The 22,572-nt window shown below is 63.4% G+C and carries 21 protein-coding genes; 20 read left to right on the forward strand and 1 reads right to left on the reverse strand.

Going from position 1 to position 22,572, the window contains the following annotated elements:
* The first annotated feature begins 30 nt into the window (after nucleotides 1-30).
* Both AB1402_02290 and galU read left to right on the forward strand, forming a co-directional pair.
* Nucleotides 31-1,092 carry an MraY family glycosyltransferase gene (locus tag AB1402_02290; GenBank protein MEW6540430.1) on the forward strand — a complete coding sequence of 354 codons (1,062 nt, stop codon included), beginning with the start codon at nucleotides 31-33 and terminating at the stop codon, nucleotides 1,090-1,092.
* A 153-nt stretch (nucleotides 1,093-1,245) separates the two neighbouring features.
* Nucleotides 1,246-2,106: a UTP--glucose-1-phosphate uridylyltransferase GalU gene (galU, locus tag AB1402_02295; protein MEW6540431.1), complete on the forward strand. Its 861-nt coding sequence runs from the start codon at nucleotides 1,246-1,248 to the stop codon at nucleotides 2,104-2,106.
* A 74-nt stretch (nucleotides 2,107-2,180) separates the two neighbouring features.
* Here galU and AB1402_02300 read toward each other — a convergent pair whose 3' ends face one another.
* Nucleotides 2,181-2,318 (reverse strand): hypothetical protein, encoded by a 138-nt coding sequence (locus AB1402_02300; protein ID MEW6540432.1) that lies wholly within the window; start codon nucleotides 2,316-2,318, stop codon nucleotides 2,181-2,183.
* A 136-nt stretch (nucleotides 2,319-2,454) separates the two neighbouring features.
* On the opposite strand from AB1402_02300, the gene AB1402_02305 reads away from it, so the two are divergent.
* The 18 genes from AB1402_02305 to AB1402_02390 all read left to right on the forward strand — a co-directional run bounded on the left by AB1402_02305 (nucleotide 2,455) and on the right by AB1402_02390 (nucleotide 22,558).
* On the forward strand, nucleotides 2,455-3,192 hold the full coding sequence (locus tag AB1402_02305; GenBank protein ID MEW6540433.1) for a DUF421 domain-containing protein: 738 nt from the start codon (nucleotides 2,455-2,457) through the stop codon (nucleotides 3,190-3,192).
* A 92-nt stretch (nucleotides 3,193-3,284) separates the two neighbouring features.
* Nucleotides 3,285-4,688: a phosphoglucomutase/phosphomannomutase family protein gene (locus AB1402_02310; protein ID MEW6540434.1), complete on the forward strand. Its 1,404-nt coding sequence runs from the start codon at nucleotides 3,285-3,287 to the stop codon at nucleotides 4,686-4,688.
* 280 nt (nucleotides 4,689-4,968) lie between these two features.
* Nucleotides 4,969-6,549, forward strand: a complete 1,581-nt coding sequence (gene murJ / locus AB1402_02315; GenBank protein MEW6540435.1) for a murein biosynthesis integral membrane protein MurJ — start codon at nucleotides 4,969-4,971, stop codon at nucleotides 6,547-6,549.
* A gap of 46 nt (nucleotides 6,550-6,595) precedes the next feature.
* A complete protein-coding gene (locus AB1402_02320; protein ID MEW6540436.1) occupies nucleotides 6,596-6,841 on the forward strand; it encodes a YlmC/YmxH family sporulation protein in 246 nt (81 codons plus the stop codon).
* 128 nt (nucleotides 6,842-6,969) lie between these two features.
* Nucleotides 6,970-7,563, forward strand: coding sequence for a biotin transporter BioY (locus tag AB1402_02325; protein ID MEW6540437.1), 594 nt, complete (start codon nucleotides 6,970-6,972; stop codon nucleotides 7,561-7,563).
* Nucleotides 7,564-7,642: 79 nt separating this feature from the next.
* Nucleotides 7,643-8,071, forward strand: coding sequence for a DUF1284 domain-containing protein (locus AB1402_02330; protein ID MEW6540438.1), 429 nt, complete (start codon nucleotides 7,643-7,645; stop codon nucleotides 8,069-8,071).
* 228 nt (nucleotides 8,072-8,299) lie between these two features.
* The gene (gene metK / locus AB1402_02335) at nucleotides 8,300-9,487 is read left to right on the forward strand and encodes a methionine adenosyltransferase (GenBank protein ID MEW6540439.1); all 1,188 of its coding nucleotides are present in this window, start codon (nucleotides 8,300-8,302) and stop codon (nucleotides 9,485-9,487) included.
* A 412-nt stretch (nucleotides 9,488-9,899) separates the two neighbouring features.
* Entirely contained in the window at nucleotides 9,900-11,606 is a 1,707-nt protein-coding gene (locus AB1402_02340) for a sensor domain-containing diguanylate cyclase (GenBank protein MEW6540440.1), read from the forward strand.
* Entirely contained in the window at nucleotides 11,599-12,411 is an 813-nt protein-coding gene (locus tag AB1402_02345; GenBank protein ID MEW6540441.1) for a ComF family protein, read from the forward strand. The genes AB1402_02340 and AB1402_02345 overlap by 8 nt, the downstream gene beginning before the upstream one ends.
* Before the next feature lie 220 nt (nucleotides 12,412-12,631).
* A complete protein-coding gene (gene raiA, locus AB1402_02350; protein MEW6540442.1) occupies nucleotides 12,632-13,156 on the forward strand; it encodes a ribosome-associated translation inhibitor RaiA in 525 nt (174 codons plus the stop codon).
* 187 nt (nucleotides 13,157-13,343) lie between these two features.
* Entirely contained in the window at nucleotides 13,344-16,055 is a 2,712-nt protein-coding gene (gene secA, locus AB1402_02355; protein ID MEW6540443.1) for a preprotein translocase subunit SecA, read from the forward strand.
* Between the two features lie 250 nt (nucleotides 16,056-16,305).
* Nucleotides 16,306-16,560, forward strand: a complete 255-nt coding sequence (locus AB1402_02360) for a hypothetical protein (protein MEW6540444.1) — start codon at nucleotides 16,306-16,308, stop codon at nucleotides 16,558-16,560.
* Nucleotides 16,554-16,904 (forward strand): type II toxin-antitoxin system PemK/MazF family toxin, encoded by a 351-nt coding sequence (locus tag AB1402_02365; GenBank protein MEW6540445.1) that lies wholly within the window; start codon nucleotides 16,554-16,556, stop codon nucleotides 16,902-16,904. The genes AB1402_02360 and AB1402_02365 overlap by 7 nt, the downstream gene beginning before the upstream one ends.
* A 212-nt stretch (nucleotides 16,905-17,116) precedes the next feature.
* Nucleotides 17,117-18,221 (forward strand): peptide chain release factor 2 gene (gene prfB, locus AB1402_02370; protein MEW6540446.1). Its coding sequence is split into 2 segments (ribosomal slippage): nucleotides 17,117-17,185 and nucleotides 17,187-18,221, totalling 1,104 coding nucleotides; the frame shifts between segments, so codons are not numbered across the junction.
* Between the two features lie 231 nt (nucleotides 18,222-18,452).
* On the forward strand, nucleotides 18,453-19,277 hold the full coding sequence (locus AB1402_02375) for a transketolase (protein MEW6540447.1): 825 nt from the start codon (nucleotides 18,453-18,455) through the stop codon (nucleotides 19,275-19,277).
* 266 nt (nucleotides 19,278-19,543) lie between these two features.
* The gene (locus AB1402_02380; GenBank protein MEW6540448.1) at nucleotides 19,544-20,470 is read left to right on the forward strand and encodes a transketolase family protein; all 927 of its coding nucleotides are present in this window, start codon (nucleotides 19,544-19,546) and stop codon (nucleotides 20,468-20,470) included.
* A 233-nt stretch (nucleotides 20,471-20,703) separates the two neighbouring features.
* Nucleotides 20,704-21,420: a hypothetical protein gene (locus AB1402_02385; GenBank protein MEW6540449.1), complete on the forward strand. Its 717-nt coding sequence runs from the start codon at nucleotides 20,704-20,706 to the stop codon at nucleotides 21,418-21,420.
* A gap of 31 nt (nucleotides 21,421-21,451) precedes the next feature.
* Nucleotides 21,452-22,558 carry a transketolase C-terminal domain-containing protein gene (locus AB1402_02390; GenBank protein ID MEW6540450.1) on the forward strand — a complete coding sequence of 369 codons (1,107 nt, stop codon included), beginning with the start codon at nucleotides 21,452-21,454 and terminating at the stop codon, nucleotides 22,556-22,558.
* Nucleotides 22,559-22,572 lie beyond the last annotated feature (14 nt).

Genomic DNA, 22,572 nt, shown 5'->3' on the forward strand with positions numbered 1-22,572 from the left:
ACCGACGACCACTCGGGGAGGTTTTGACCGGTGCAACTGACTTTACCCCTGCTCTTGGCCGCCGTCTTAAGCCTATTCGTCACCCCGCTGGTGATCAGGATGGCCCGGCGGTTGGGCGCGGTCGATGAACCAAACCACCGCAAGATTCACCAGCGCCCGATGCCCCGGCTGGGAGGCCTGGCGGTCTACCTGGTGTTCACGGCCGTGGTACTCCTGACTCAGCCCTTGACCACGCCGCTTCTGGGCCTGCTGACCGGGGCCACCATTATCGTGCTCCTCGGCGTGTGGGACGACATTCGGGGCGCTTCCCCCCGGCTGAAGCTGGCTGTGCAGTTCCTGGCGGCGCTGGCGCTGATCCCCTTCGGGTTTCACGTGGAATTCTTGACCAACCCGCTGGGCGGGATCATTTACCTGGGCTGGTGGGGAATTCCGCTGACCGTTTTCTGGGTGGTGGCCGTGACCAACGCGCTGAACCTGATTGACGGGTTGGACGGCCTGGCGGCCGGAACCGCGCTGATCGCCTCTTTTACGCTGGCGGTGGTGGCGGCCGTCGCGGGCAATATGGCGGTGGTGGCCGTCACGCTGATCCTGGCGGGGGCGCTCCTGGGGTTCTTGCGCTATAATTTCCACCCGGCCCGGGTGTTTCTGGGCGATACCGGTTCGATGTTCCTGGGGTTCACCCTGGCCACCCTGGCCATCATGGGCCTGACCAAGGGCGCGACCGCCCTTTCGGTGATCATCCCGGTCGTGATCCTGGGCATTCCGCTCACCGACACCGCCTTCGCCGTCCTGCGGCGCTACCGGAACGGCAGCCCGATCTTCTATCCGGACAAGGGCCACCTGCACCACCGGCTGTTGGGCGCGGGGCTTACCCACCGGGGCGCGGTGCTGTCCATGTACGGGGTGAACGTCGTGCTCGGCGGCAGTGCCGTGTTGCTCACCATCCTCAGCACGGAACAGGCGGTGCTGATGCTCTTTATTCTAGCAGTGCTGCTGCTCACCGCCGCGAACCGCGTCGGGATGTTCGGGAGCGCGGCCGGGGAGCCAAGCCCGGAAGTAGCAGCCCAGACCGGCAAGCGCTCCGACCTCTAGGAGCGCTTGCTACAACTCCGCGGCGCCGCATAGTCATGTCTTTTTTAGGAAAGCATAACCGCCACGACATTCGATCCGGTTTGTCGGACCACCGGATATGTTCCGTGGCGGCCTTCCCACGTCCCACATCCCACATATCGGGGGAGTGACAAAATGGGTGTAAAGAAGGCGGTGATTCCGGCGGCCGGACTGGGGGTCCGGTTTCTGCCCGCCACCAAGTCCCAACCCAAAGAGATGATTCCGATCATCGACAAACCGACCATCCAGTACATCATCGAAGAAGCTTTGGCCTCGGGCATCGAGGATATCCTCATCATTTCCGGGCGCGGCAAGCGGGCCATCGAGGACCATTTCGACCACGCGCCGGAGCTGGAGACCTACCTGGCGGCGAAGGGGAAGGATGCGGAGCTGGCCGAGGTCCAGCGGATCAGCGGCATGGGCAACATTCACTACGTCCGGCAGCGGTACCCCCTGGGATTGGGGCACGCCGTGGGGTGCGCCCGGGCCTTTGTGGGCGACGCGCCCTTTGCCGTGCTGCTCGGAGACGACATCGTGCGCGGCGCGGCGCCCTGCCTGAAGCAACTGCTGGAACAGCACGCCAAGCTCGGGGCCAGTGTGGTGGCCCTGGAGGAAGTGCCGCTCGAAGAGGTGAGCAAGTACGGGGTGATCCGGGGCCGCGCCGCCGGGCCGCGGCTTTTCGCGGTGGAGGACCTGGTGGAGAAACCACCGGTGGATCAGGCGCCGTCCCGGATGGCGGTGATGGGGCGCTATATCCTGGACCCGCGTATTTTCCCCCTGATCGAGCAAACCCAGCCCGGTGCCGGGGGCGAAATCCAGCTTACCGACGCCTTGCGCCTGCTGGTCCGGGAACAACCCCTTTACGGCTACCGGTTTGAGGGGCGGCGTTACGACGTCGGTCACTGCCTGGGCTACCTGAAGGCCACCGTCGACTTTGCCCTGGAGCGTGACGAGGTGCGCGCACCGTTTTTGGAGTACCTGCGCGGCAAGGTTTGAGTGCGGACGTGGTTACAATAAATGATGGTGCTGTAGCCCGAATTGCACCATGCACCACCGACCACCAATAATGCTCAGCCCTTGCCGCCACCGCTACCGGCCCGGCCGTCCCGCGCGGGTTTGGGTTTCCCCGCGACTTTCAACCCCTTAAGGTACTTCTCGAACATCTCTTTCCGCTGCCCAAGACGCTGCAGCAGTTGGGTTTTGGTCATTAAGCACGCCTCCTTGCTCACAATTATTGCCAAACAGGCCCTGGTTAAACCCGGGAAAGCTTTCGCGGTCCCGCATTTTTGCGGGCGGGGCGGGGAAATCTAAGCCGGTACGAACGGCCTGACGGGGGGAGTTTCGATGAATCCCTTTCTAGAGATCGTGATCCGCGCTGTGGGTGCCTTCATCGCCGTGATCCTGATCACCCGCATCGTGGGCAAATCCCAGATCGGACAGCTGACCGTGACCGACTTCGTGAACGGCATTGTCATCGGTTCGATCGCCGCCGCCCTGGCCATCGACCTCCGTACGCCGGCGTCCTTTTACTTTCTGGCGCTGGCCGTGTTCAGCGGCCTGACCCTCTTCCTGGAATGGGCAACCATGAAGAGCCGTCCGGTGCGGAAAATCCTCGAGGACGAACCCACCATCGTGGTGCACAACGGGAAGATCCTGGAGACCAAGATGCGCAATATGCGCTACCACCTGGACGACCTGATGATGCAGCTGCGCGGCAAGGGGGCGTTCAACATCGCCGACGTGGAGTTCGCGGTGCTGGAGCCGAACGGGGAAATGAGCGTGTTGCTGAAGTCGCAGAAACGCCCGGTCACCCCGGCCGACCTGCACCTGCCCACCCGCTACGAGGGAGTGCCGTCGGAACTGATCATGGACGGGACGGTGATCGAGCAGAACCTGGTCCAGAACAATCTCGACGAGGAGTGGCTGTACCGGGAGCTGGAGAGACAGGGTGTGCGCTCTTCCGAAGAAGTGATGTACGCCAGCCTGGACAGCGAAGGGAATCTCTACGTCGACCTGAAGGAAGACGCTATTGACCACTACACCGACGTTGCCGACAAGGTGACGGGGAAGTTCCCGCAGTAGCAGGATTCGGCGGTAACGGCACGGAACAATTGCGCACAGGCTTGTAGAACGCAAGAACGCTCGGGAGCGGCATTTTAGGAGGCTAGTTGACGATGATCAAGTTTGGCACCGACGGCTGGCGCGGGGTGATGGCCGCCGACTTCACTTTTGCGAACGTGGCTCTGGTGGCCGGGGCGGTCGCCGACTTCGTGTCGGCCCACAACCTCGGGGGGCGCGGGGTGGTGGTGGGGTACGACAACCGGTTTCTCTCGGACCGTTTCGCCGATACCGTGGCCGGAGTGCTGACCGGACGGGGGGTCCGCGTTTTCCTGGGCCAAAAGGCACTGCCTACTCCGGTCGTCGCCTTCGCGGTCCGGCACCTCCGGGCGGGCGGCGCCGTAATGCTGACGGCCAGTCACAACCCGCCGGAATACAACGGGATCAAGTTCATCCCGGAATACGCCGGGCCCGCGCTGCCCGAAATCACCGACGAAATCGAAGAATACATCCTGCGGCGGCAGCGCAGCGGCACCATCCCGGCCGGCGGGGGGAGGTGGCCGGCCCGGGAGCTGACCGATCCCTCACGGGCTTACGCCGAACACGTCTTGGGGCTGATCGACACCGAAACCATCAGCCGGGCCGGAATGCGGGTGGTGGTGGACCCGCTCTACGGCGCCGGGATCGGCTATTTGGAGGAGATGCTGTCCGGCCTCGGCGTACGGGTCGCGAGCCTGCACAACCACCGGGACCCGCTCTTCGGCGGTTCGCTGCCCGACCCCGGCGCCGCCAACCTGGAGCCCCTGCGCGACACCGTGCTGCGGGAGGGGGCCCATCTCGGGCTTGGTCTGGACGGCGACGCCGACCGGTTGGGCGTCATCGACGCCGACGGCACCTACATTTCCCCGAACCAGCTCCTGACGCTGGTGTACGCCCACTTGCTGACCGCCAAGGGGTGGAGCGGGCCGGTGGCGCGCACGGTGGCCACCACGCACTTGGTGGACCGGATCGCTGCCGGCTGCGGGCAGGAGGTGGTCGAGACCCCGGTGGGGTTCAAGTACATCGGCCGGGCCCTGATGGAGCGCGGCTGCATCGTGGGCGGCGAGGAGAGCGGGGGCCTGTCCATCCGGGGACACGTCCCGGAAAAGGACGGCATCCTGGCCGGGATGCTGGCGGTGGAGATGGTGGCGGCGCACGGGAAGTCTTTGAAAACCCTCCTGGAGGAAGTGGGGGACAAATACGGGCGTCTGTACAGCGAACGGGTCGACGTCCGCACCGGTGCGGACCGCAAGCCGCGGATAATAGAGAACCTGCGCGGGCTGGAGCCCGACCGCCTGGCCGGTCAGCCGGTGGCCGGCCGGTTCACCTTAGACGGCACCAAACTGGTGCTCGAAGACGGGGCCTGGGTCCTGGTCCGGGCTTCGGGCACCGAACCGGTTTTCCGGATCTACACCGAGGCCGGCTCACTCGCGCAAAGCGAACGGATCCGGAACGCCATCCGTCTCCTCGCCGATCTGTAGGGGGTTAGACCTTTAGTCTCCCGGTTAGCTTGGGAATACCCACGAATCGTGCCCGGCCATCAAAAGCAGTCCGTAAATCCGGCAAACTGAGCGCCTAAAGGTTTGACCCCTGGTGGCGGGCGGCAAGAATGGATAGTAGCCGTTTAAGCCGGGCGCGCAGGGAAAACAAGGCCCCGGGGCGAAACAACGGGAAATGCGCGGCGGGTGAGCGGCGACGCACAGACCGGATGACGGATGGAAAGCCGCACAACCGGCCAATCGACTGGCGAGGTGACTGTTCTTGGCTTGGCGCCTGTTCTTTCAGGCCACCCTGTTGATCGCGGCCTTGAACCTCCTGTCCCGGGTGCTGGGCCTCGGCCGGGAGATGGCGATTGCCCACCAGTTCGGCGCCACTTTGGCCACCGACGCCTACCTGGTGGCCCTGACCATCCCGAGCCTTTTGTTCATGGTGTTCGCCCAGGCGTTGGCCACCGTGGTGGTGCCGGTATTCACCGAATACAAGTCCCGCGGTGAAACCCGCGAAGCCTGGCTGGTCGCTTCGAACGTGGCGAATCTCCTACTGGTGGTGCTGGTGGCCGTCGCCGCCCTCGGCATACTGGCGGCGCCCGTGCTGGTCCGGTTGATCGCCCCCGGCTTTGAGCCGGCCGCCGCGGAGTTGGCGGTCGTCCTCACCCGGATCATGTTCCCGCTCCTGGTGTTCTCCGGACTGGCCACGGTGTTCAACGGTTTTCTGAACGCCAACAACGTTTTCGGCATTCCGGCGTTCAGCGGCACGGTCAACAACCTGGTGATCATCGTGGGCGCGCTCACCCTGGGCAGCCTCTACGGCATCCACGGCCTGGCCTACGGCACGGTCCTGGGCATGGCCGCGGCCGGTTTGATCCAAGTTCCCAGCCTGTACCGGGCCGGTTTTCGTTTCCGGCCAAGCTTTGACTGGCGCCACCCGGGAGTACGCAAGGTCTTCGCCCTGATGCTGCCAGTCACGGCCGGCATCGCCATCAGCCAGTTGTATGTGCTGATCGACCGGGTGCTGGCTTCCTTCCTGGCCGAGGGGAGCATCGCCGCCCTGAACTTCGCCAACCGTTTGATCCAGCTGCCGGTCAGTCTCTTTGTGCTGGCCCTGAGCACGGCCGTATTCCCGACGCTGACCACCTGGGCGGCCGAGGGCAAAAGGTCGGAGGTGCTGGAGACTCTGGAGCGCGCCCTGCGGATGGTGGTCCTGACCACGGTGCCGGCCGCCGCCGGGCTGATCGTGCTCCGCCAACCGGTGGTGCAGCTCCTGTTCGAGCGGGGGGCCTTCGACGAGCGGGCCACCGCCATGACCGCCGCCGCCCTGCTTTTCTACGCCGTCGGCCTGGCCGGGCTGGCGGCGAATATCCTTCTGACCCGGGGTTTTTACGCCTTTCAGGACACCCGGACCCCGGTGAAGCTCCTGGTCGTGAACGTGGCCTTAAACCTGGCCTTGAGCCTGGCTCTGATGGGGCCGCTCCAGCACGGGGGCCTGGCGCTGGGCAGTTCCCTGGCCGCCCTCGTGAACACCGTGCTCCTGGTCCGCTACCTGGAGCGGTTGCTGCCCGGATTTTGGCAACCGGCGGCCTGGCTCCGTTTCGGGGGCGGGGTGCTTGTGGCGTCCGGCCTGATGGCCCTGGCCGTGCAGGCCGCCGATACCGCCCTGGCCGGACTGGTCCCGCCGGGCTCCGCGGGCCTCGCCCTGCGGGTGGCGGGCGCGGTGACGGTGGGCGTGGCGGTTTACGTGGTTGCCGCGCTGCTCCTGCGACTGAAGGAGATCGAGACCCTGCTCCGGGCCTTCGGCCGGCTGGGAGAAGGCTTCTTGAGCAACATTACCAGGCGCGGCCGGTAACCGCCGCCTGCCGCCGGGCATAGCATGGGGCGTGGAGGTGGCGACAATGTTCAAAGTGACCGAATTGGGCTCCAAGGACATTATCAACGTCGCGGACGGGCGGCGCCTGGGGCCGCTGAAGGACCTGGAAATCGACGCGGACACGGGAAAGGTGCGGGCGCTGGTGCTCCGGAGCCCGGAGAAACACCTGTGGGTCTTCCGCCGGGGCAAAGACGTGGTTGTCCCCTGGAGCGGCATTAAGACCATCGGGGTGGACGTAGTCCTGGTTCAACTGCCGTATTCGGCGCCATAACGCCTGTGGACGGCTTCGTGCGTCCAAGCCGGCCTGTTTGTTAACCAAATGGTCAAGCAATGGTTGACAATGTAATCCGGCAAGGCTTACAATATTACAAAAATCTGCAGAGGGAGGGGAATGTTCAATTGCGTTTCACGGCTACGGTTAACGCTTACGGCAGCCGGGCTTTCCGGTGGTGTGAGGAACAGAGCCTGCCTACGAAACTGGCGCTTGCGCTCGGATTTGCCGCCCTGATTGCCCTGGCGGCCCAGATCCGCGTGCCGGTGCCCTGGTCCCCGGTGCCGGTGACCGGCCAGACTTTCGCGGTGCTGCTGGCGGGGGTGCTCTTGGGCCGGAACTGGGGGGGCTTCAGCGTCGGCCTGTATGCCGGAGCAGGGGCCGCAGGCGCGCCCGTATTCGCGGGGCTGGCCGGGGGGCTGGCGGTACTGGCCGGTCCGACCGGGGGGTACATTGCCGGCTTTGTGGTGGCGGCGGCGTTCGTGGGCTACGCCGTTCGGGCCTTCCCGCGCCTGCGGAGCCTCGTCGGCCTAACGGCTCTGATGCTGGCTGCAAACTTCCTGATTATTCACGGCTTGGGGCTTCTCTGGCTGGGCTACCTCACCGGCGCCGCGCTGCCCGAACTGCTCTGGATGGGCACCATACCCTTCATCGTCGGGGACGTGACCAAGGCGCTGGCCGCGGCTGCCGTGGCGAACGCTCTTTTACCCCGGGATTCCTGAACCGCCGACGGCTGTCGGCAAACGATGGCGCAGCCGTCCGTTCGGAGGACGGCTGCAAGCTTGGAAAGGGATGGCGATAGTGATTAACACCACCCACGAGCTACCCGGTGCCAAAGTGTGTTCCAGCCGGATTTCTTCCTCAATGGTAAAGCTTAGAGGACATCATTTAATATGCCTTCATTTTTTCAAGGGGGAAGGATACAGCCGGAATTTCATTGACAACCTTGCCAATGTGATTGAAAAGGCCGGACGGAACGGGATCGAGATTGTGGATGGAACCGACGACGTCTGCGGAGCGTGCCCCTACAATCGAGATGGATTTTGCACCTATTCTGAAAATGCCGACCAAGGAATCAGGCGACTCGATGAATTAGCCGTAGGGCTTTTGCACGTAGGGAATGCAATCGGATGGGAAGATCTTAAGCGCCGAATTCCGGGAATAATCGAGGTGTGGAAAGAGGAAGCGTGTATGGAGTGCGATTGGAAACCTACGTGCTTTATCGCATGAAGATGACCGATGCTTGTCCGGCGCCATTGATTTCCTGAACGGTCACACCGGAGATTCCTGAGGCTTGCGGGACGGCGGGGGTGCGCCGGGCAGCGGGTGCGCGACGATTGGTGAGGCCGCCCTTTTCGGGGGCGGCCGGTGAAATTATCGGATTTTTTGACATATGTTAGGCCGATTGCTAAAATACTTTTGGTAAGCCTAGTTCCCCAGAGATTGGAGAGAGCGCTGTTGGCGAAGCATCTTTTTACTTCCGAATCGGTGACCGAAGGGCACCCCGACAAGGTGGCCGACCAGATTTCCGACTCCGTCCTGGACAACATCCTCTCCAAAGACCCATTGGCCCGGGTGGCCTGCGAGACCCTGGTGACCACCGGACTCGTGCTCATCTCCGGCGAGATTACCTGCAAATGCTATGTGGACATACCGAACATCGTGCGGGAAACCGTGCGCGACATCGGCTATACGCGGGCCAAGTACGGCTTCGACTGCGATACCTGCGCCGTGCTGACCAGCATCGACGAGCAGTCGCCCGACATCGCCATGGGGGTCGATGAGGCGTTGGAGGCTAGAGAGGGCCTGGATGACCTTTTTAGCCGGGTAGGCGCGGGCGACCAGGGGATTATGGTCGGCTACGCCACCGACGAAACTCCCGCGCTGATGCCAATGCCCGTTTACCTGGCGCACCGCCTGGCGCGCCGGGTGGCCTCGGTCCGCAAGAACGGCACCCTGCCCTACCTGCGGCCCGACGGCAAGACCCAGGTTACGGTGCAGTACGCTGACGGACGACCGGTGAAGGTGGACACGGTCGTGATCTCGGCCCAGCACCATCCGGCCGTGGACCTCGCCACGATCCGGGCCGACTTGATCGAAAAGGTGGTTGAGCCGATCGTCCCGGTGGGGCTCATTACCAACTCCACCCGCTACCTGATCAACCCGACCGGCCGGTTCGTGGTCGGCGGGCCGCAGGCCGACACGGGGCTGACCGGCCGCAAGATCGTGGTCGATACTTACGGCGGCATGGCCCGCCACGGCGGGGGCGCCTTTTCCGGCAAGGACCCGACCAAGGTCGACCGTTCCGCGTCCTACGCGGCCCGGTACGTGGCCAAAAACATAGTGGCCGCCGGGCTCGCCTCCCGGTGCGAGGTGCACGTGGCCTACGCCATCGGGGTGGCGAAGCCGGTCGCGTTAAGGGTGGATACCTTCGGTACCGGCCGGATCGACGAGGAGCGGCTCGAGAAGCTGGTTTCAGAGCATTTCGATCTCCGGCCCGCGGCGATCATCCACCACTTGGACCTGCGCCGTCCGATCTACCGGCAGGTCGCCACCTACGGCCATTTTGGGCGTGAGGACCTGGACCTGCCCTGGGAGCGCACCGACAAGGCCGAAGAAATCCGCGCCACCGCCGACGCCGGCTAGAAGACCGCTGCAAAAGACTCGGGCTTGGCGTGGGTACCCCGCCTGGGTGCCCCACGCGGGTACCCCGGCTTCGCCGCATCAAGCCATTCTTGTTTTTCGCGGTCTCCAGGCTTTTGGAATAGTTATTCATCACGGATAACGACATTGGGAATTCGGACCGTCCCGCAACCGGGGCGGCTTTCCGTTTTAGGGACCAGTCCGGGCGTTCGGAGAAAGATATGCCCATAGAGTAACAGGTAGATGTTCCCCCGGTTAGGCACACCTCTGGTCCTGACTTCCATTCTGAATTCTGGATTCTGGATTCTGGCTTCTGAATTCTTAGCCCTGCCCTCCTTCCCCTGACAGTTCTTCCCGGTTGCTGGAGGAAACAGGCCGTTCTTGTCGAATCTACCAGTTCAAGGTGGGGTGTCGGATGCGCGCCGGAAACATCTTCAGCGTGTTTTACCTCTGGTCGGTGACCATCGGGGGCGTTGTGCTGCTGTCCTGGCTTTTCCCCGTCGTCGATCTGGACTTCAGCGCCGAACTGGCCGTACTGATCTTGTTGGTCATGGCGGGCGAGTGGCTGGTGATTTCTTTCCCGCACGGACAGCTCTCCGCCGGCTGGGTGGTCACCTTCGCCGCCTTTCTCGTCTACGGGCCCGCGGCGGCGGCTTGGGTGACGGCGCTTGGCATCCTGTTCGGTCAGGGAATCGCCAACCGGGGCAATCCGGCCCGGACCACCCTGTTTAACGCCGCGCAGAGTGTACCGGCAGTCTACGGTGCGTATCTCGCCTATCTCTTCTGCGGCGGGACACCCCACCCGGGGGAGATGCTCACCCTGACCAACGTCTTGCCGCTTTTGGCTTTCTCCGCCGCTTACTTTGTGCTCAACAACTTGCTGGTCACCCTGTACCTGTTACCGAGGCGCGGGCTCTCACTCAGCGGTTGGTGCACCGCCGTGCGCTGGGACGCCTCGACCTACCTCTTGTTGATTCCACTCGGTTCCCTCGTGGCCGCCCTCTACCGGTCCGCCGGGTTTACCGGTGCCTTTTCGGCACTCCTGCTCGGCTTAATCGTCCAGTTTTTCGTGCGCCGTTTTGTGATGGTGGAAGAGAACAACCGGGAACTGCGCCTGCTGTACACGACTGCGCAGGGACTCGGCGCCTGCCCCGGCCTGGATGAGTTGCTGAAGCTGATTCTGCGCGAAGTTAAGCGCCTGGTACCTTACGACACGGCCGCGGTTTATCTCTGGTCCGAAGAGCGGCACCTGTTTGTGCCGGTGGCGCTGGAGGGCGCCGGCGCCGATGCCGGCGGGTTACACGACATCGTCTGGGAACGGGACGAGGGGATTGCCGGCTGGGCGGCACAAAACCGCAAACCCCGCCTGGTCACCGACCTCCGCCGAGAACCGGAGTGGCAGCGGATGACCGGACTGTCGCCGGTGACGCGCTCGCTTATTCTGCTGCCCCTGGTATTCGGCAACGAGATGCTGGGAGTCTTCGTGATCGGGGACAAGCGCCCGGGTGTGTACGACGAGAAGAGCCTCGGTCTTCTGAGCGTTGTCGGGGGCCAGGTGGCGGCCGCCGCCGACAACTGGCGCCTGCACCGGCGTCTGCAAAAGGTGGCCGGCCGCGACTACCTCACCGGCCTGCCCAACCGGGAACAGTTCGTCGGCCGGTTGGAGGCCGAGTTATTCCGTTATGAGCGCCGGGACCGGCCGCTGGCCGTCATCCTGCTTGAAATCGACGGGCTGTACGACCTGAACCGGCGCTTTGGGTATGCCGCCGGGGACACCGTCCTGGTTCAGGTCGCCCGGGCCGTGGAGGAGTGGTTGCCGGCGGACGGCACGGCGGCCCGCTACGGGGGGGACGAATTTGCCTTGCTGCTGCCCGATACCGGGGAAATTCGCGCCGCCCAGAAAGCCGAGCGTTTGCAGCGCATGCTGGAGCAGATCTCCTTCGGTGTGCAGGACCGAAAGGAACGGGTCCGGCTCCCGGTACGCACCGGTTTTTCCACCGCGCCGCTGGACGGGGTCACTTCGGACGCGCTGTTGGCCGGGGCCGAGGAACGCTTGCGCCTCCCCGCCGGGCGGGAGGTTTCCGAATTTTGCTCCGCGGGCGGGCACGCGACCAATGTTTAGCCTGCGCGCGATTTTGGACGGGCTGGTCGGGCTGGTGTTTCCGGGTCCGGGGGGCTGCCCGGTCTGCGGGGCGGGTGTGGCCGAGGCGTTGTGCCCGGCCTGCCGGGTCGAAATCGAGGGCCTTTCAGGAGAGCCGCACTGTGACCGGTGCGGCCGGTTCTTTTCGCCCGTTTCGGCACCGGAACCGGAACCGGCAGTCAATCCCCCGGGACCCCCGGATATTCGGCGCAGCCCGTTCTTTGCGGCCGTTCCGGCACTAAAACCTCGGCTCTGCCGGGATTGCCGGCTGGGTGCGCCGCCTTTCGAGTGCTGCCGCGCCTACGCACCTTACGACGGGGTGGCCCGCGACGTCGTGCACCGGCTCAAATACGACCGGAGGCGGGACCTGGCCGTTTTCCTGGCCGGACTCATAATCCGGACCGTCCGTCCTGACCCGGCGTATGCGGGTGCCGATCTCGTGGTGCCCGTGCCCCTCTCCCGGGAAGCGTTCAAACGCCGCGGATTCAACCAGGCGGAACTTCTGGCCCGGGAGCTCGGCGGTCAACTGAATATCCCCGTGCGTCCCGCGCTCGACAAAGTACGGGACACGCCGGCGCAGGCCGGACTGCCGCGGGCGGCCCGGTTGACCAATCTCGCCGGGTGCTTCCGGTGCGCGGACAAGGATGATTTATTGCGGGGCCGCACAGTGATTGTGGTGGACGACGTGCTCACCACCGGCAGCACGCTGTCCGAGGCGGCTAAAGTGTTGTTGGAGGCCGGGGCTTCAAGGGTCCTGGGCGCGGTTCTTGTCGCCGCCCGGATTTAAATCTGACACGCTCCTACAAGGCCGCAGCGCCTATCCACAACCAGAGGTCACCAGAAATGGCTTATGCACAGGTTTATACACAGTATCCACAAGAAATTGTACCCAGTTAGGGTTTTACAAATCCGGATTTCGACAATCCTCTTTTGGCCCGAAGTGCAGGATTTCCCTGCCTTCGGGGGAATAATATGCTTTAACTCCAGGCGAAAGGGGTTGAAAAGAGATGCGCATTTACGTCCGCGGGAAGAACATTGAGGTTACACCCGCACTCCGGGGGTACGTGGAAAAGAGACTGGCAAAACTTGGAAAGTTCGACCAGCATTTCGGTTCAGTCCAGGTGACCCTGTCGGTGGAGAAAGATGCCCACCGGATCGAGGTGACCGTGCCCATCGACGGACTAATCCTGAGGGGTGAGGAAGCGACCGGGGATATGTACGCCTCCATCGACCTGGTGGTCGAGAAACTCGAAAAGCAGTTGGAGAAATACAAGGGCAAATTGTTGAACCGGCGGCCTGGTGTGGGTGAGACGGCCAGGGAACGGGAAGCGCCGGAGGATGAGGACGAATACCGCATTGTCAGGACTAAGCGGTTTGCCCTGAAGCCGATGCCGGTGGATGAAGCGGTGATGCAGATGAACCTTCTCGGGCACAGCTTCTTCGTGTTCGCCAATGCCGAGAACCAGCAGGTGAACGTGGTTTACCGGCGAAAGGACGGGCACTACGGGCTGATTGAGCCCGACTTCGGTTAGGAGACCGCTGCAAAACTGCGCCACCTGCGGCGCGGGGGCCGGACACCACCGGCCCCCGCGCATTTTCCAGCACCTGTAAGGCAACCTTGAAAGTCATTAGCTAAAATGATAAAATCAATGGGTGTGCAGGGAGAAACCAGCGGGTTCCTCCAATTTTGACGCCAAGGAATGTAAGGGGGGGTCACCCTTGCTCGGATTCTTGAAGAATTTCCTGGACGACAACGCCCGCGAGGTAAAAAAGCTGCAGCGGGTGGTGGCGGCCGTGAACGAACTGGAGCCCGGCATCGAAAAACTTACGGATGCCGAACTTCAAGCGCGGACACCGGTCTTGCGGGAGCGCCTGAACGCGGGCGCGCCGCTGGAGGATCTTTTGCCGGAGGCCTTCGCTGCAGTCCGCGAGGTTTCGCGCCGGGTCCTGGACATGCGGCACTTCGACGTGCAGATCATGGGGGGCGCGGTGTTGCACCAGGGCCGGATCGCCGAGATGAAGACCGGCGAAGGGAAGACCTTGGTGGCCACCTTGCCGGCCTACCTGAACGCCCTGACCGGGCGGGGCGTGCACATCGTGACCGTCAACGACTACCTGGCCAAGCGCGACAGCGAGTGGATGGGCCACATCTACCGCTTCCTGGGCCTTTCCACCGGGCTGATCGTGCACGGGCTCGACGCCCGGCAACGTCAGGCGTCTTACGCGGCGGACGTGATTTACGGCACCAATAACGAGTTCGGTTTCGACTACCTGCGCGACAACATGGCCGTGTACCCCCGGGACATGGTGCAGCGCGACCTCTACTACGCCATCGTGGACGAGGTGGACAGCATTCTGGTCGACGAGGCGCGCACGCCGCTCATCATCTCGGGGCAGTCGGGCAAACCGACGGACACCTACTACACCATGGCCCGGCTGGTGCCGCGGCTGAAGCCCGAGACCCACTTCGCGGTAGACGAGAAAGCGCGCACGGTCAGCTTGACCGAAGAAGGCTTCGCCCGGTGCGAGGAATTGCTCGGTATCGACAACCTGTCCGACCCGGAACACGAGGAGGTCCTGCACCACCTGAACCAGGCGCTGAAAGCCCGCGCGCTGATGAAGCTGGACCGGGATTACGTGGTGAAGGACGGCCAGGTGATCATCGTGGACGAGTTCACCGGCCGGCTGATGTTCGGCCGCCGTTATTCCGACGGTCTGCACCAGGCGATCGAGGCCAAGGAGGGCGTGAAGATCGAACGGGAGTCGCAGACCCTGGCGACCATCACGTTTCAGAATTATTTCCGGATGTACGAGAAGCTGGCCGGCATGACCGGCACCGCGGACACCGAGGCCGAGGAGTTCAAGAAGATCTACGGGCTGGACGTGGTGGTCGTGCCCACGCACAAGCCCATGGTTAGGGAAGACATTCCGGACGCCGTCTTCAAAACCGAAGAGGGCAAATTCCGTTCGGCGGTCGAAGAGATCGCCGCCCGGCACGCCACGGGGCAGCCGGTCCTGGTGGGCACCATCTCGATCGAAAAATCGGAAGTTTTGAGCCGGATGCTGACCAGGCGGGGGGTGCCGCACCAGGTCTTAAACGCCAAGTATCACGAGAAAGAGGCCGAGATCGTGGCTCAGGCCGGCCGGATCGGGGCGGTGACCATCGCCACCAACATGGCCGGCCGCGGCACGGACATCATGCTGGGGGGCAACCCGTCGTTCCTGGCCCTGCAGGAGATGCGCCGCCGGGGCTACCCGCCGGAGGTGATCGCCGAGGCGGCCGAGTACGGCCCGTGCACGGAGGAAGTGGCCGAGGCCCGGCGCCTCTACCGGGAATTGCACGCCGAGTTCAAGAAAGAGACCGATGCCGAGCACGACCGGGTGGTCGCGCTGGGCGGCCTTTTCATCATCGGTACCGAACGCCACGAAGCCCGCCGGATCGACAACCAGCTCCGGGGCCGTTGCGGCCGCCAGGGCGACCCGGGGGCGACCCAGTTTTACGTCGCGTTGAACGACGATTTGTTGCGCCTGTTCGGAGGCGACAATATCGCCGGGATCATGGACCGGCTGAAGATGGAAGAGGACGCGCCCTTGGAGCACCCGCTGATTTCAAAGTCCCTGGAAACCGCCCAGCGGCGGGTGGAGAACCGCAACTTCAGCATCCGCAAGCACGTGTTGAACTACGACGACGTGATCAACCAGCAGCGGGAACTGATCTACCGGCAGCGCCGCCAGGTGCTCTGCGGGGATAACTTACGGCCGGTGGTGGAGCAGATGATGGAGGAAGTGGCCGGTCAGGCCGTGGCCGCCTTCGCGCCGGATGGGGTCTACCCGGAGGAATGGAACTACGACGGCCTGTCCGAGTACGCGGCCCAGATCCTGCCCGGAGAGAGGTGGACCGTGGAGGGACTCGAAAGGCGGCTGGAGAAAAAGCGCGACGACTTCCGCCGGGAGGACCTGCGGCGGCTGTTCCAGGAAGAGATGGAACAGGCCTATGCGGCCCGGGAGGCGGAACTGGGCCCGGAGACCATGCGGGAGATCGAGCGGGTGCTCATGCTGCGCATCGTGGACGAGAAATGGATGGACCACCTGGACGCCATGGACCAGCTCCGGGAGGGTGTGGGCCTGCGGGCTTACGGACAGAAAGACCCGCTGGTGGAATACAAGTTTGAGAGTTTTGACATGTTCCAGAACATGATCGCGAGCATCCAGGAAGAGACGGTCAAGAAGCTCTTCCGGGTCCGCGTGGTGCCGCCGCAACAGGTGGAACGCCGGCCGGTCCGGGAGAACCTCTACGCCGCCGGCGGTGAGGGGGCGAACCAGCCGGTGCGCCGCGACAAGAAGGTGGGCCGGAACGACCCCTGCCCGTGCGGGAGCGGCAAGAAGTACAAGAAGTGCTGCGCCGCCAAGGACGAGCAGGCGACGGGGTGAAAAAGGGGGACTGTCCCCCTTTTCCCAATGTATCGCTGATGCGGGAACGATAATATAATTTTGGAAGACTCTGTTTTTCGAGGGAGTCGCTCACGACGATTCATCGTCGCCACCGGGCGGAGAAAAGGGGGACTGTCCCCCTTTCTCCTCTTTTTTCTTACAACGCAAAACGCTTGTTTGTCAGGAGTATTGACGGTGTATAACAAAATTGGTTATACTATTATTATGAAAGGAGGTATAACTAAAGACTATGCCCAAAGTAAAGACGGCGATATCAATCCAAGAATCCCTGTTCAAAAAGGCTGATGCGCTGGCACGCAAACTGGAAGTATCGCGGAGTCAATTGTTTGTTCTGGCGCTGGAAGATTTCATGCGACAATTCGAAAACAGGCAGCTACTTGAGCAGATTAATGCCGCCCACGACGATGCACCCGATACTAAAGAGCAAGCGCACCAACAACAGTTTAAGAATTACCAGCGGCGGATACTGGAGGGAGAGTGGTGATCAGGCAAGGTGATATCTACTGGGTGGACTTTGGTGAACCTGCCGGATCCGCACCGGGCTACCGGCATCCGTGCGTGGTTGTTCAAAACAATCTCTTTAACCGGAGCCGGATCAACACGGTTGTGGTTTGTGCGCTTACCTCCAACCTCAAACGCGGAAAGGCACCGGGAAATGTTGCGCTTGATTCCGGAGAAGGAAACCTCCCGCAACAAAGCGTCGTAAATGTATCGCAGATAATCACGGTTGACAAACGGGACTTGGTTGAGAGAATCGGTGCCGTTTCCGGTAACCGAGTACGGGAGATTCTGGACGGTGTCCGCCTCTTGCTGGAATCACGGGACTAACCTTCCTCTACCGCCATTTGACCTAACATCTCAGGGAGGAAGCAACCGATATGCAGCGTTCAGGGATAATAGCAGGCAATTGCCGGACCAGAACAAGCGAATGCCCGCGTTGTCAGCAATTGCTATGTGCTACGAAAACGAGATGGAAAAGAAGCAAGCTAGTGTCCTGGCCCTTAACTTAAGGGGCGAATTTGAGGAGGTGCAACTTGTCTATGTACGTTGAGCTGAACAAGACCGCGGAAGAGTTGCGGCGGCGGATCGCCGACCTGGAACACTCTCTTTGACCTGGCCGGCAAGAACACCAAAATAGCCGCCCTGGAGAAACAGATGGAGACCCCGGATTTCTGGCAGCACCAGGAGCGCGCCCAGGAAGTCACCCGGCGCTTGGCCGGGCTGCGGCGGCGGGTGGAAGGTTTCAACGACTTGCGCCGGGATTTCGAGGACGCGGTCGTACTGCTAGAGTTGGGGGAGGAGATTGAGGACCCCGACACCGCCCAGGAAGTAGAGCGGTCTCTGGCCGAACTGGACCGCACCGTGGCCGCGCTGGAGCTGGAACTTTTGCTTTCCGGGCCCCACGACGAGGCGAATGCCATCCTGAGCCTGCATGCCGGGGCCGGGGGCCTTGAGGCCCAGGACTGGGTGGAGATGCTTTTCCGGATGTACCTGCGCTGGTCCGAGAAACGCGGTTATGCCGCCGCGGTGCTCGACATCCTGCCGGACGACGAAGCCGGGCTCAAAAGCGTCACCTTTCTGGTGTCCGGGCCTTTTGCCTACGGCTACCTGCGGGCCGAAAAGGGCGTGCACCGCCTGGTGCGCATCTCGCCCTTCGACGTCGGGGGGCGCCGGCACACCTCCTTTGCGTCGCTGGACGTTCTGCCGGAGGTCCCGGAGAGCGCGGCCGTGGATATTAATCCCGATGACTTGCGGATTGACACCTACCGTTCCGGGGGGGCCGGCGGGCAGCACGTGAACAAGACGGACTCGGCGGTCCGGATCACGCACCTGCCGACCGGGATTGTGGTCTCCTGCCAGAACGAGCGTTCCCAGACCGCCAACCGGAACGCCGCCATGAAGCTGTTGACGGCGAAGCTTCTGGACCTGGAACTGCGGCGCCGGGAAGAGGAGATCGCCGCCCTGCGGGGCGACCAGCCGGACATCGCCTGGGGCAGCCAGATCAGGTCCTACGTGTTCCACCCGTATTCGATGGTCAAAGATCACCGGACCAAGTTCGAAAAGGGAAACGTGGAGGCGGTGATGGACGGGGACATCGACGAGTTTATCCAGGCCTACCTGGTCTGGAAGGCGCGGTCGAAGTAGGCGAGGTTAATGAAAAGACCTGACAGGCGGGGTAATTCCCCGCCTTTTCTCATTATGGGCGTGGTTTTTCGGCTTTGTTTGGGCTTAGGTTTTGGTTGTCGCTAGGCAGGAATTAGTGTCGAGGAAAAGGAATACCTACCAGATGGGCCTGGAAACCGGGTGAAGTGTCCATACCAGGCCGGCAGCCGTTTCGGGCCGATTACTTGCCGGGGGGGGGTGGAACCGAACAGAATGGAAAAGGTCGTTACTGAACTAGCCAGCAAAGCCAGGGAAATCCGGAAACACATTATCCGGATGGTGGCGGAGGCCGGATCGGGCCACCCGGGCGGTTCACTTTCCGCCGCCGACATCGTCACCGCCCTTTACTTCAACGAGATGCGCCTGGACCCGGTGCGGCCCGACTGGCCGGACCGGGACCGGTTTGTACTCTCGAAAGGGCACGCCGCGCCGGTGTTGTACGCGGCCCTGGCCGAACGGGGCTACTTCCCGGTGGCGGAGTTGAGCACGCTGCGCAAGCTGGGCAGCCGGCTGCAAGGTCACCCCGACATGCGCAAACTTCCGGGCGTGGAAATGTCGACCGGTTCCCTAGGGCAGGGGTTGTCGGCCGCGAACGGCATGGCGCTGGCGGCGCGGCTGGACGGGCGGGACTACCGGGTGTATGTTCTTCTGGGTGACGGTGAATGCCAGGAGGGACAGGTTTGGGAAGCGGCCATGGCCGCCGCGCACTACGCGTTGGAGAATCTGACAGCGATTGTGGACTTCAACGGCTTGCAGATCGACGGGCCGGTCAGCGAGGTGATGGCGCTCGAACCGCTGCCGGACAAGTGGCGGGCTTTCGGCTGGCACGTCCTCGAGATTGACGGCCACGACTTCGGGCAGATCCTGCCGGCGTTGGAGCAGGCGCGGTCGGCCGGGGGCCGGCCGACGGCCATCGTGGCCCGAACCGTCAAAGGCAAGGGCGTGTCGTTCATGGAACACGGGGTGGACTGGCACGGGGTGGCCCCAAAGGGGGACCAGGTCGCCCGGGCCCTGGCGGAGCTGGGGGCTGGAAACTGAGGGACAGTTAGTATTGGTGGGGAGGTTCCAGCCGGGGTATCAGCAGCGGACGGGGGACAGTCCCCTTTGGGCCTCAGGGGGACTGTCCCCTTATCGGGCGACCGGCCACCGGAACATACCTGACTTAGGCAACCTTGCCGCGCGCGGTGCCACATAAACGGAGAGTCTGGTCGACCCGACTCCTGGTTGTGGCGGCCGTTTAAGTCGGTAGAAAGGCGTTAGCGTAGAATCAATCCACAATCTTGGAGAAGTGAGAGGTTTGGCAGATGCAGAAGATCGCGACCCGGGAGGCATACGGCAAAGCACTGGTGGAGTTGGGCGCGGAGAATCCGGACATCGTGGTGCTGGACGCCGACCTGGCCAAGTCCACCAAGACCATTGAATTCAAAAAGCATTTTCCCCACCGGTTTTTCGACCTCGGCGTGGCGGAGGCGAACATGGTCGGCACGGCCGCCGGGCTGGCCGCCGCCGGCAAGATTCCCTTCTGCAGCACTTTCGCCGTGTTCGCCGCCGGCCGGGCTTTCGACCAGATCAGGCAGAGCGTGGCCTACCCGCGGCTGAACGTGAAAATCGCCGCCAGCCACGCCGGGATCACCGTCGGGGAAGACGGCGCTTCCCACCAGTCGGTGGAGGACGTCGCGCTGATGCGGGTACTGCCGAACATGACCGTTTTCGTGCCGGCCGACGCCGTGGAAACGGCGGGGGCGGTGCGCGCCGCCGTGGATATCGACGGTCCGGTGTACATCCGATTGGGCCGCGCTGGGGTGCCGGTCCTGCACGGGGATGATTTCAAGTTTGTCCCGGGTCAGGCGGTGACCCTACGCCAGGGGCTCGACGCCACCATCATCGCCAGCGGGTTCATGGTCGGCCAGGCGCTGCAGGCGGCTGAACTGCTGGCCGCCGAGGGAATCGAGGCGGGCGTGCTGAACATCCACACCATCAAGCCGCTGGACGTGCAGGCGATCGTGGACGCCGCGCAGCGGACCGGGCTCATCGTCACCGCCGAAGAGCACAGCATCATCGGCGGACTGGGCAGCGCCGTCGCCGAGACGCTGGCCGAACACTACCCGGTGCCCATGCTCCGGGTCGGCCTGCAGGACGTCTTCGGCGAATCGGGGAGGCCCGATGAACTCTTACAGAAGTACGGCCTGACACCGGACGACATAGTCAACGCGGTCCAAAAACTGCTTTAGTGGTGTTTACCGGATGGTAATTTCGCCTGATTTCGCCATGCTTGCCTTTCCGTCATGCTCGCTTCTGAACGGTCCGGAGTTTGGAAGTTGGACCGCTCGTCTGGAAGCCGCCCCTTGCCGCCGGGCTCCGTGCTCCGCGCGGACGGCGGTTTCAGCTTGGCTTGGGGCACTGCATCTCTCATTATCCCCCAGCCTGAGATTCAGGCGGAGTACCGGATGAGAAAGCTTAGATTGTGGGATTCTATGCCGGGGACTGTTTCCCCGGCTTTTTGGTCTTTGAGGTGAGGCGCATCCGCATCGTGGAGGCTTATGTGGGCGAATACGCCGCCGGGAAAAGCGAGGTGGCCGTGAATCGGGCGCTGGAACTGGCCCGGGAAGGCGAACTGGTGACCCTGGTCGACCTGGACACCGTGGAACCCTGCTACACTTTGCGTCCGCTTCAAGAGGAGCTTGAGCCGGCCGGCATTCACGTGGTCGCCTGGGAAACGCACCGGACGCTGGGCTTCGGAGAAGCCGGGGGCGTCCTCAAGGCCGAGGCCCGGTGGGCATTGCGCCGTCCCGGGCACGTGGTCTTCGACGTCGGTTACGGCGTTAGGGGGGCGCAGGCGCTGAACCTGGTGGAGGGCGTGGAACAAGAACGGTGGTTCAACGTGCTGGCCGTCATCAACGCCAGCCGGCCCCTGACCGCGACGGTGGAGGACATCGTCGCCCACGTCCGGAACTTAAGCCCGGTGCACGGGCTGATCAACAACACGCACCTCGGTTCGGAAACCACGGCGGCCGTGGTGCAGGCGGGGGCCGCCCTGGTGGCGGCGGCCGGGCGGATCTTAAGTCTCCCGGTGGTGGCCACCACGGCCCCGGCGGCGGTGGCGGCGGAAATCGGCCCGTATGATCTATCGGCCCATCCGGTGCGCCCGCTGCGGCGGTTTATGCCGCGCGCTTTTTGGTAGTGGTTGAAGCAATCGGGGGAGGTTTGAAAAAATGTCCGGCGCGCCGGTGATGGAAGAAAAACGGGTCTTCATGACCGGGAACGAAGTGGTGGCTTGGGCGGCGATCGCCGCACGCGCCGACGTGATGTACGGCTACCCGATCACGCCCCAGAACGAGGTGATGCACTACTGGACGCGGTTGGCGCCCAAGCACGGGAAGATTTTTCTCCAGACCGAGGACGAGCTCTCCGCGGGTTTTGCAACCATCGGCGGGGTGCTGGCGGGGAAAAAGTCCTTCACCGCCACGGCCGGCCCCGGCAACGTGCTGATGCAGGAACCCGTATCCATGGCCGAAATGATGCGCCTGCCGGTCGTGGTGGTGGTGATGCAGCGCGGCGGCCCTTCCACGGCCACGGTGATCTATTCCCAACAGGAAGTCACCCTGACCACCTTCGGCGGCAACGGGGAAGGCTTCCGGGTGGTGTACTCCACGGCCGGCCTCCAGGAACTCTACGACTACACCATCAAGGCTTTCAACACGGCCTGGCGCTACCGCTTTCCGGTGTTCGTGCTGGCGGACGGCTACCAGGCCAAAATGCGCGAGCCGCTCACTGTTTATGATCCGGTGGAACGCGGAATGGAACCGGCAGCACCCGAACCATTCGTGGGGCGGCCGGGCAAGCCGGGCGTGGACCGGCTGCCGGGTCACTACCGGAACACTTATAACACCGAGGAGGAACTGTACGCGGTGGTCCTGGAACAGGCCGCGGAATACGAGCGGGTGGCCCCGGAGATTGTTGAGCATGAGGAGTCTGGCGCCGAAGGCGCCGCTGTCCTGGTGGTCGCCCACGGCGTGGTGGCCCGGGCGGCGAAGCAAGCCGTGGAACTCCTGCGGGCCGAGGGCCTCAAGGCGGGTTATTTTAGGCCGGTCACCCTGCGCCCGTTGCCCGTGGCCGCACTCCGGGACGCGGCCGGGCGGGCGGGGCGCCTGCTCGTGGTCGAGTCGGCCTATGGGCAATTCGCCCGGTTGGTGCGGGACGCCCTGTACGGTCTGACCGTGGAGATGGTCCCGCTCTACAAGCCGGGACTGGGTATCACGGCGGAAGAAATCGCGTCGCGCTGCCGGGATTTGGGGGCCCAACCCCCGGCGGCGCACTAATGAGGGTTGGCAGT

Source organism: Bacillota bacterium (genome assembly GCA_040757205.1).
GTDB lineage: Bacteria > Bacillota > Desulfotomaculia > Desulfotomaculales > Desulforudaceae > Desulforudis.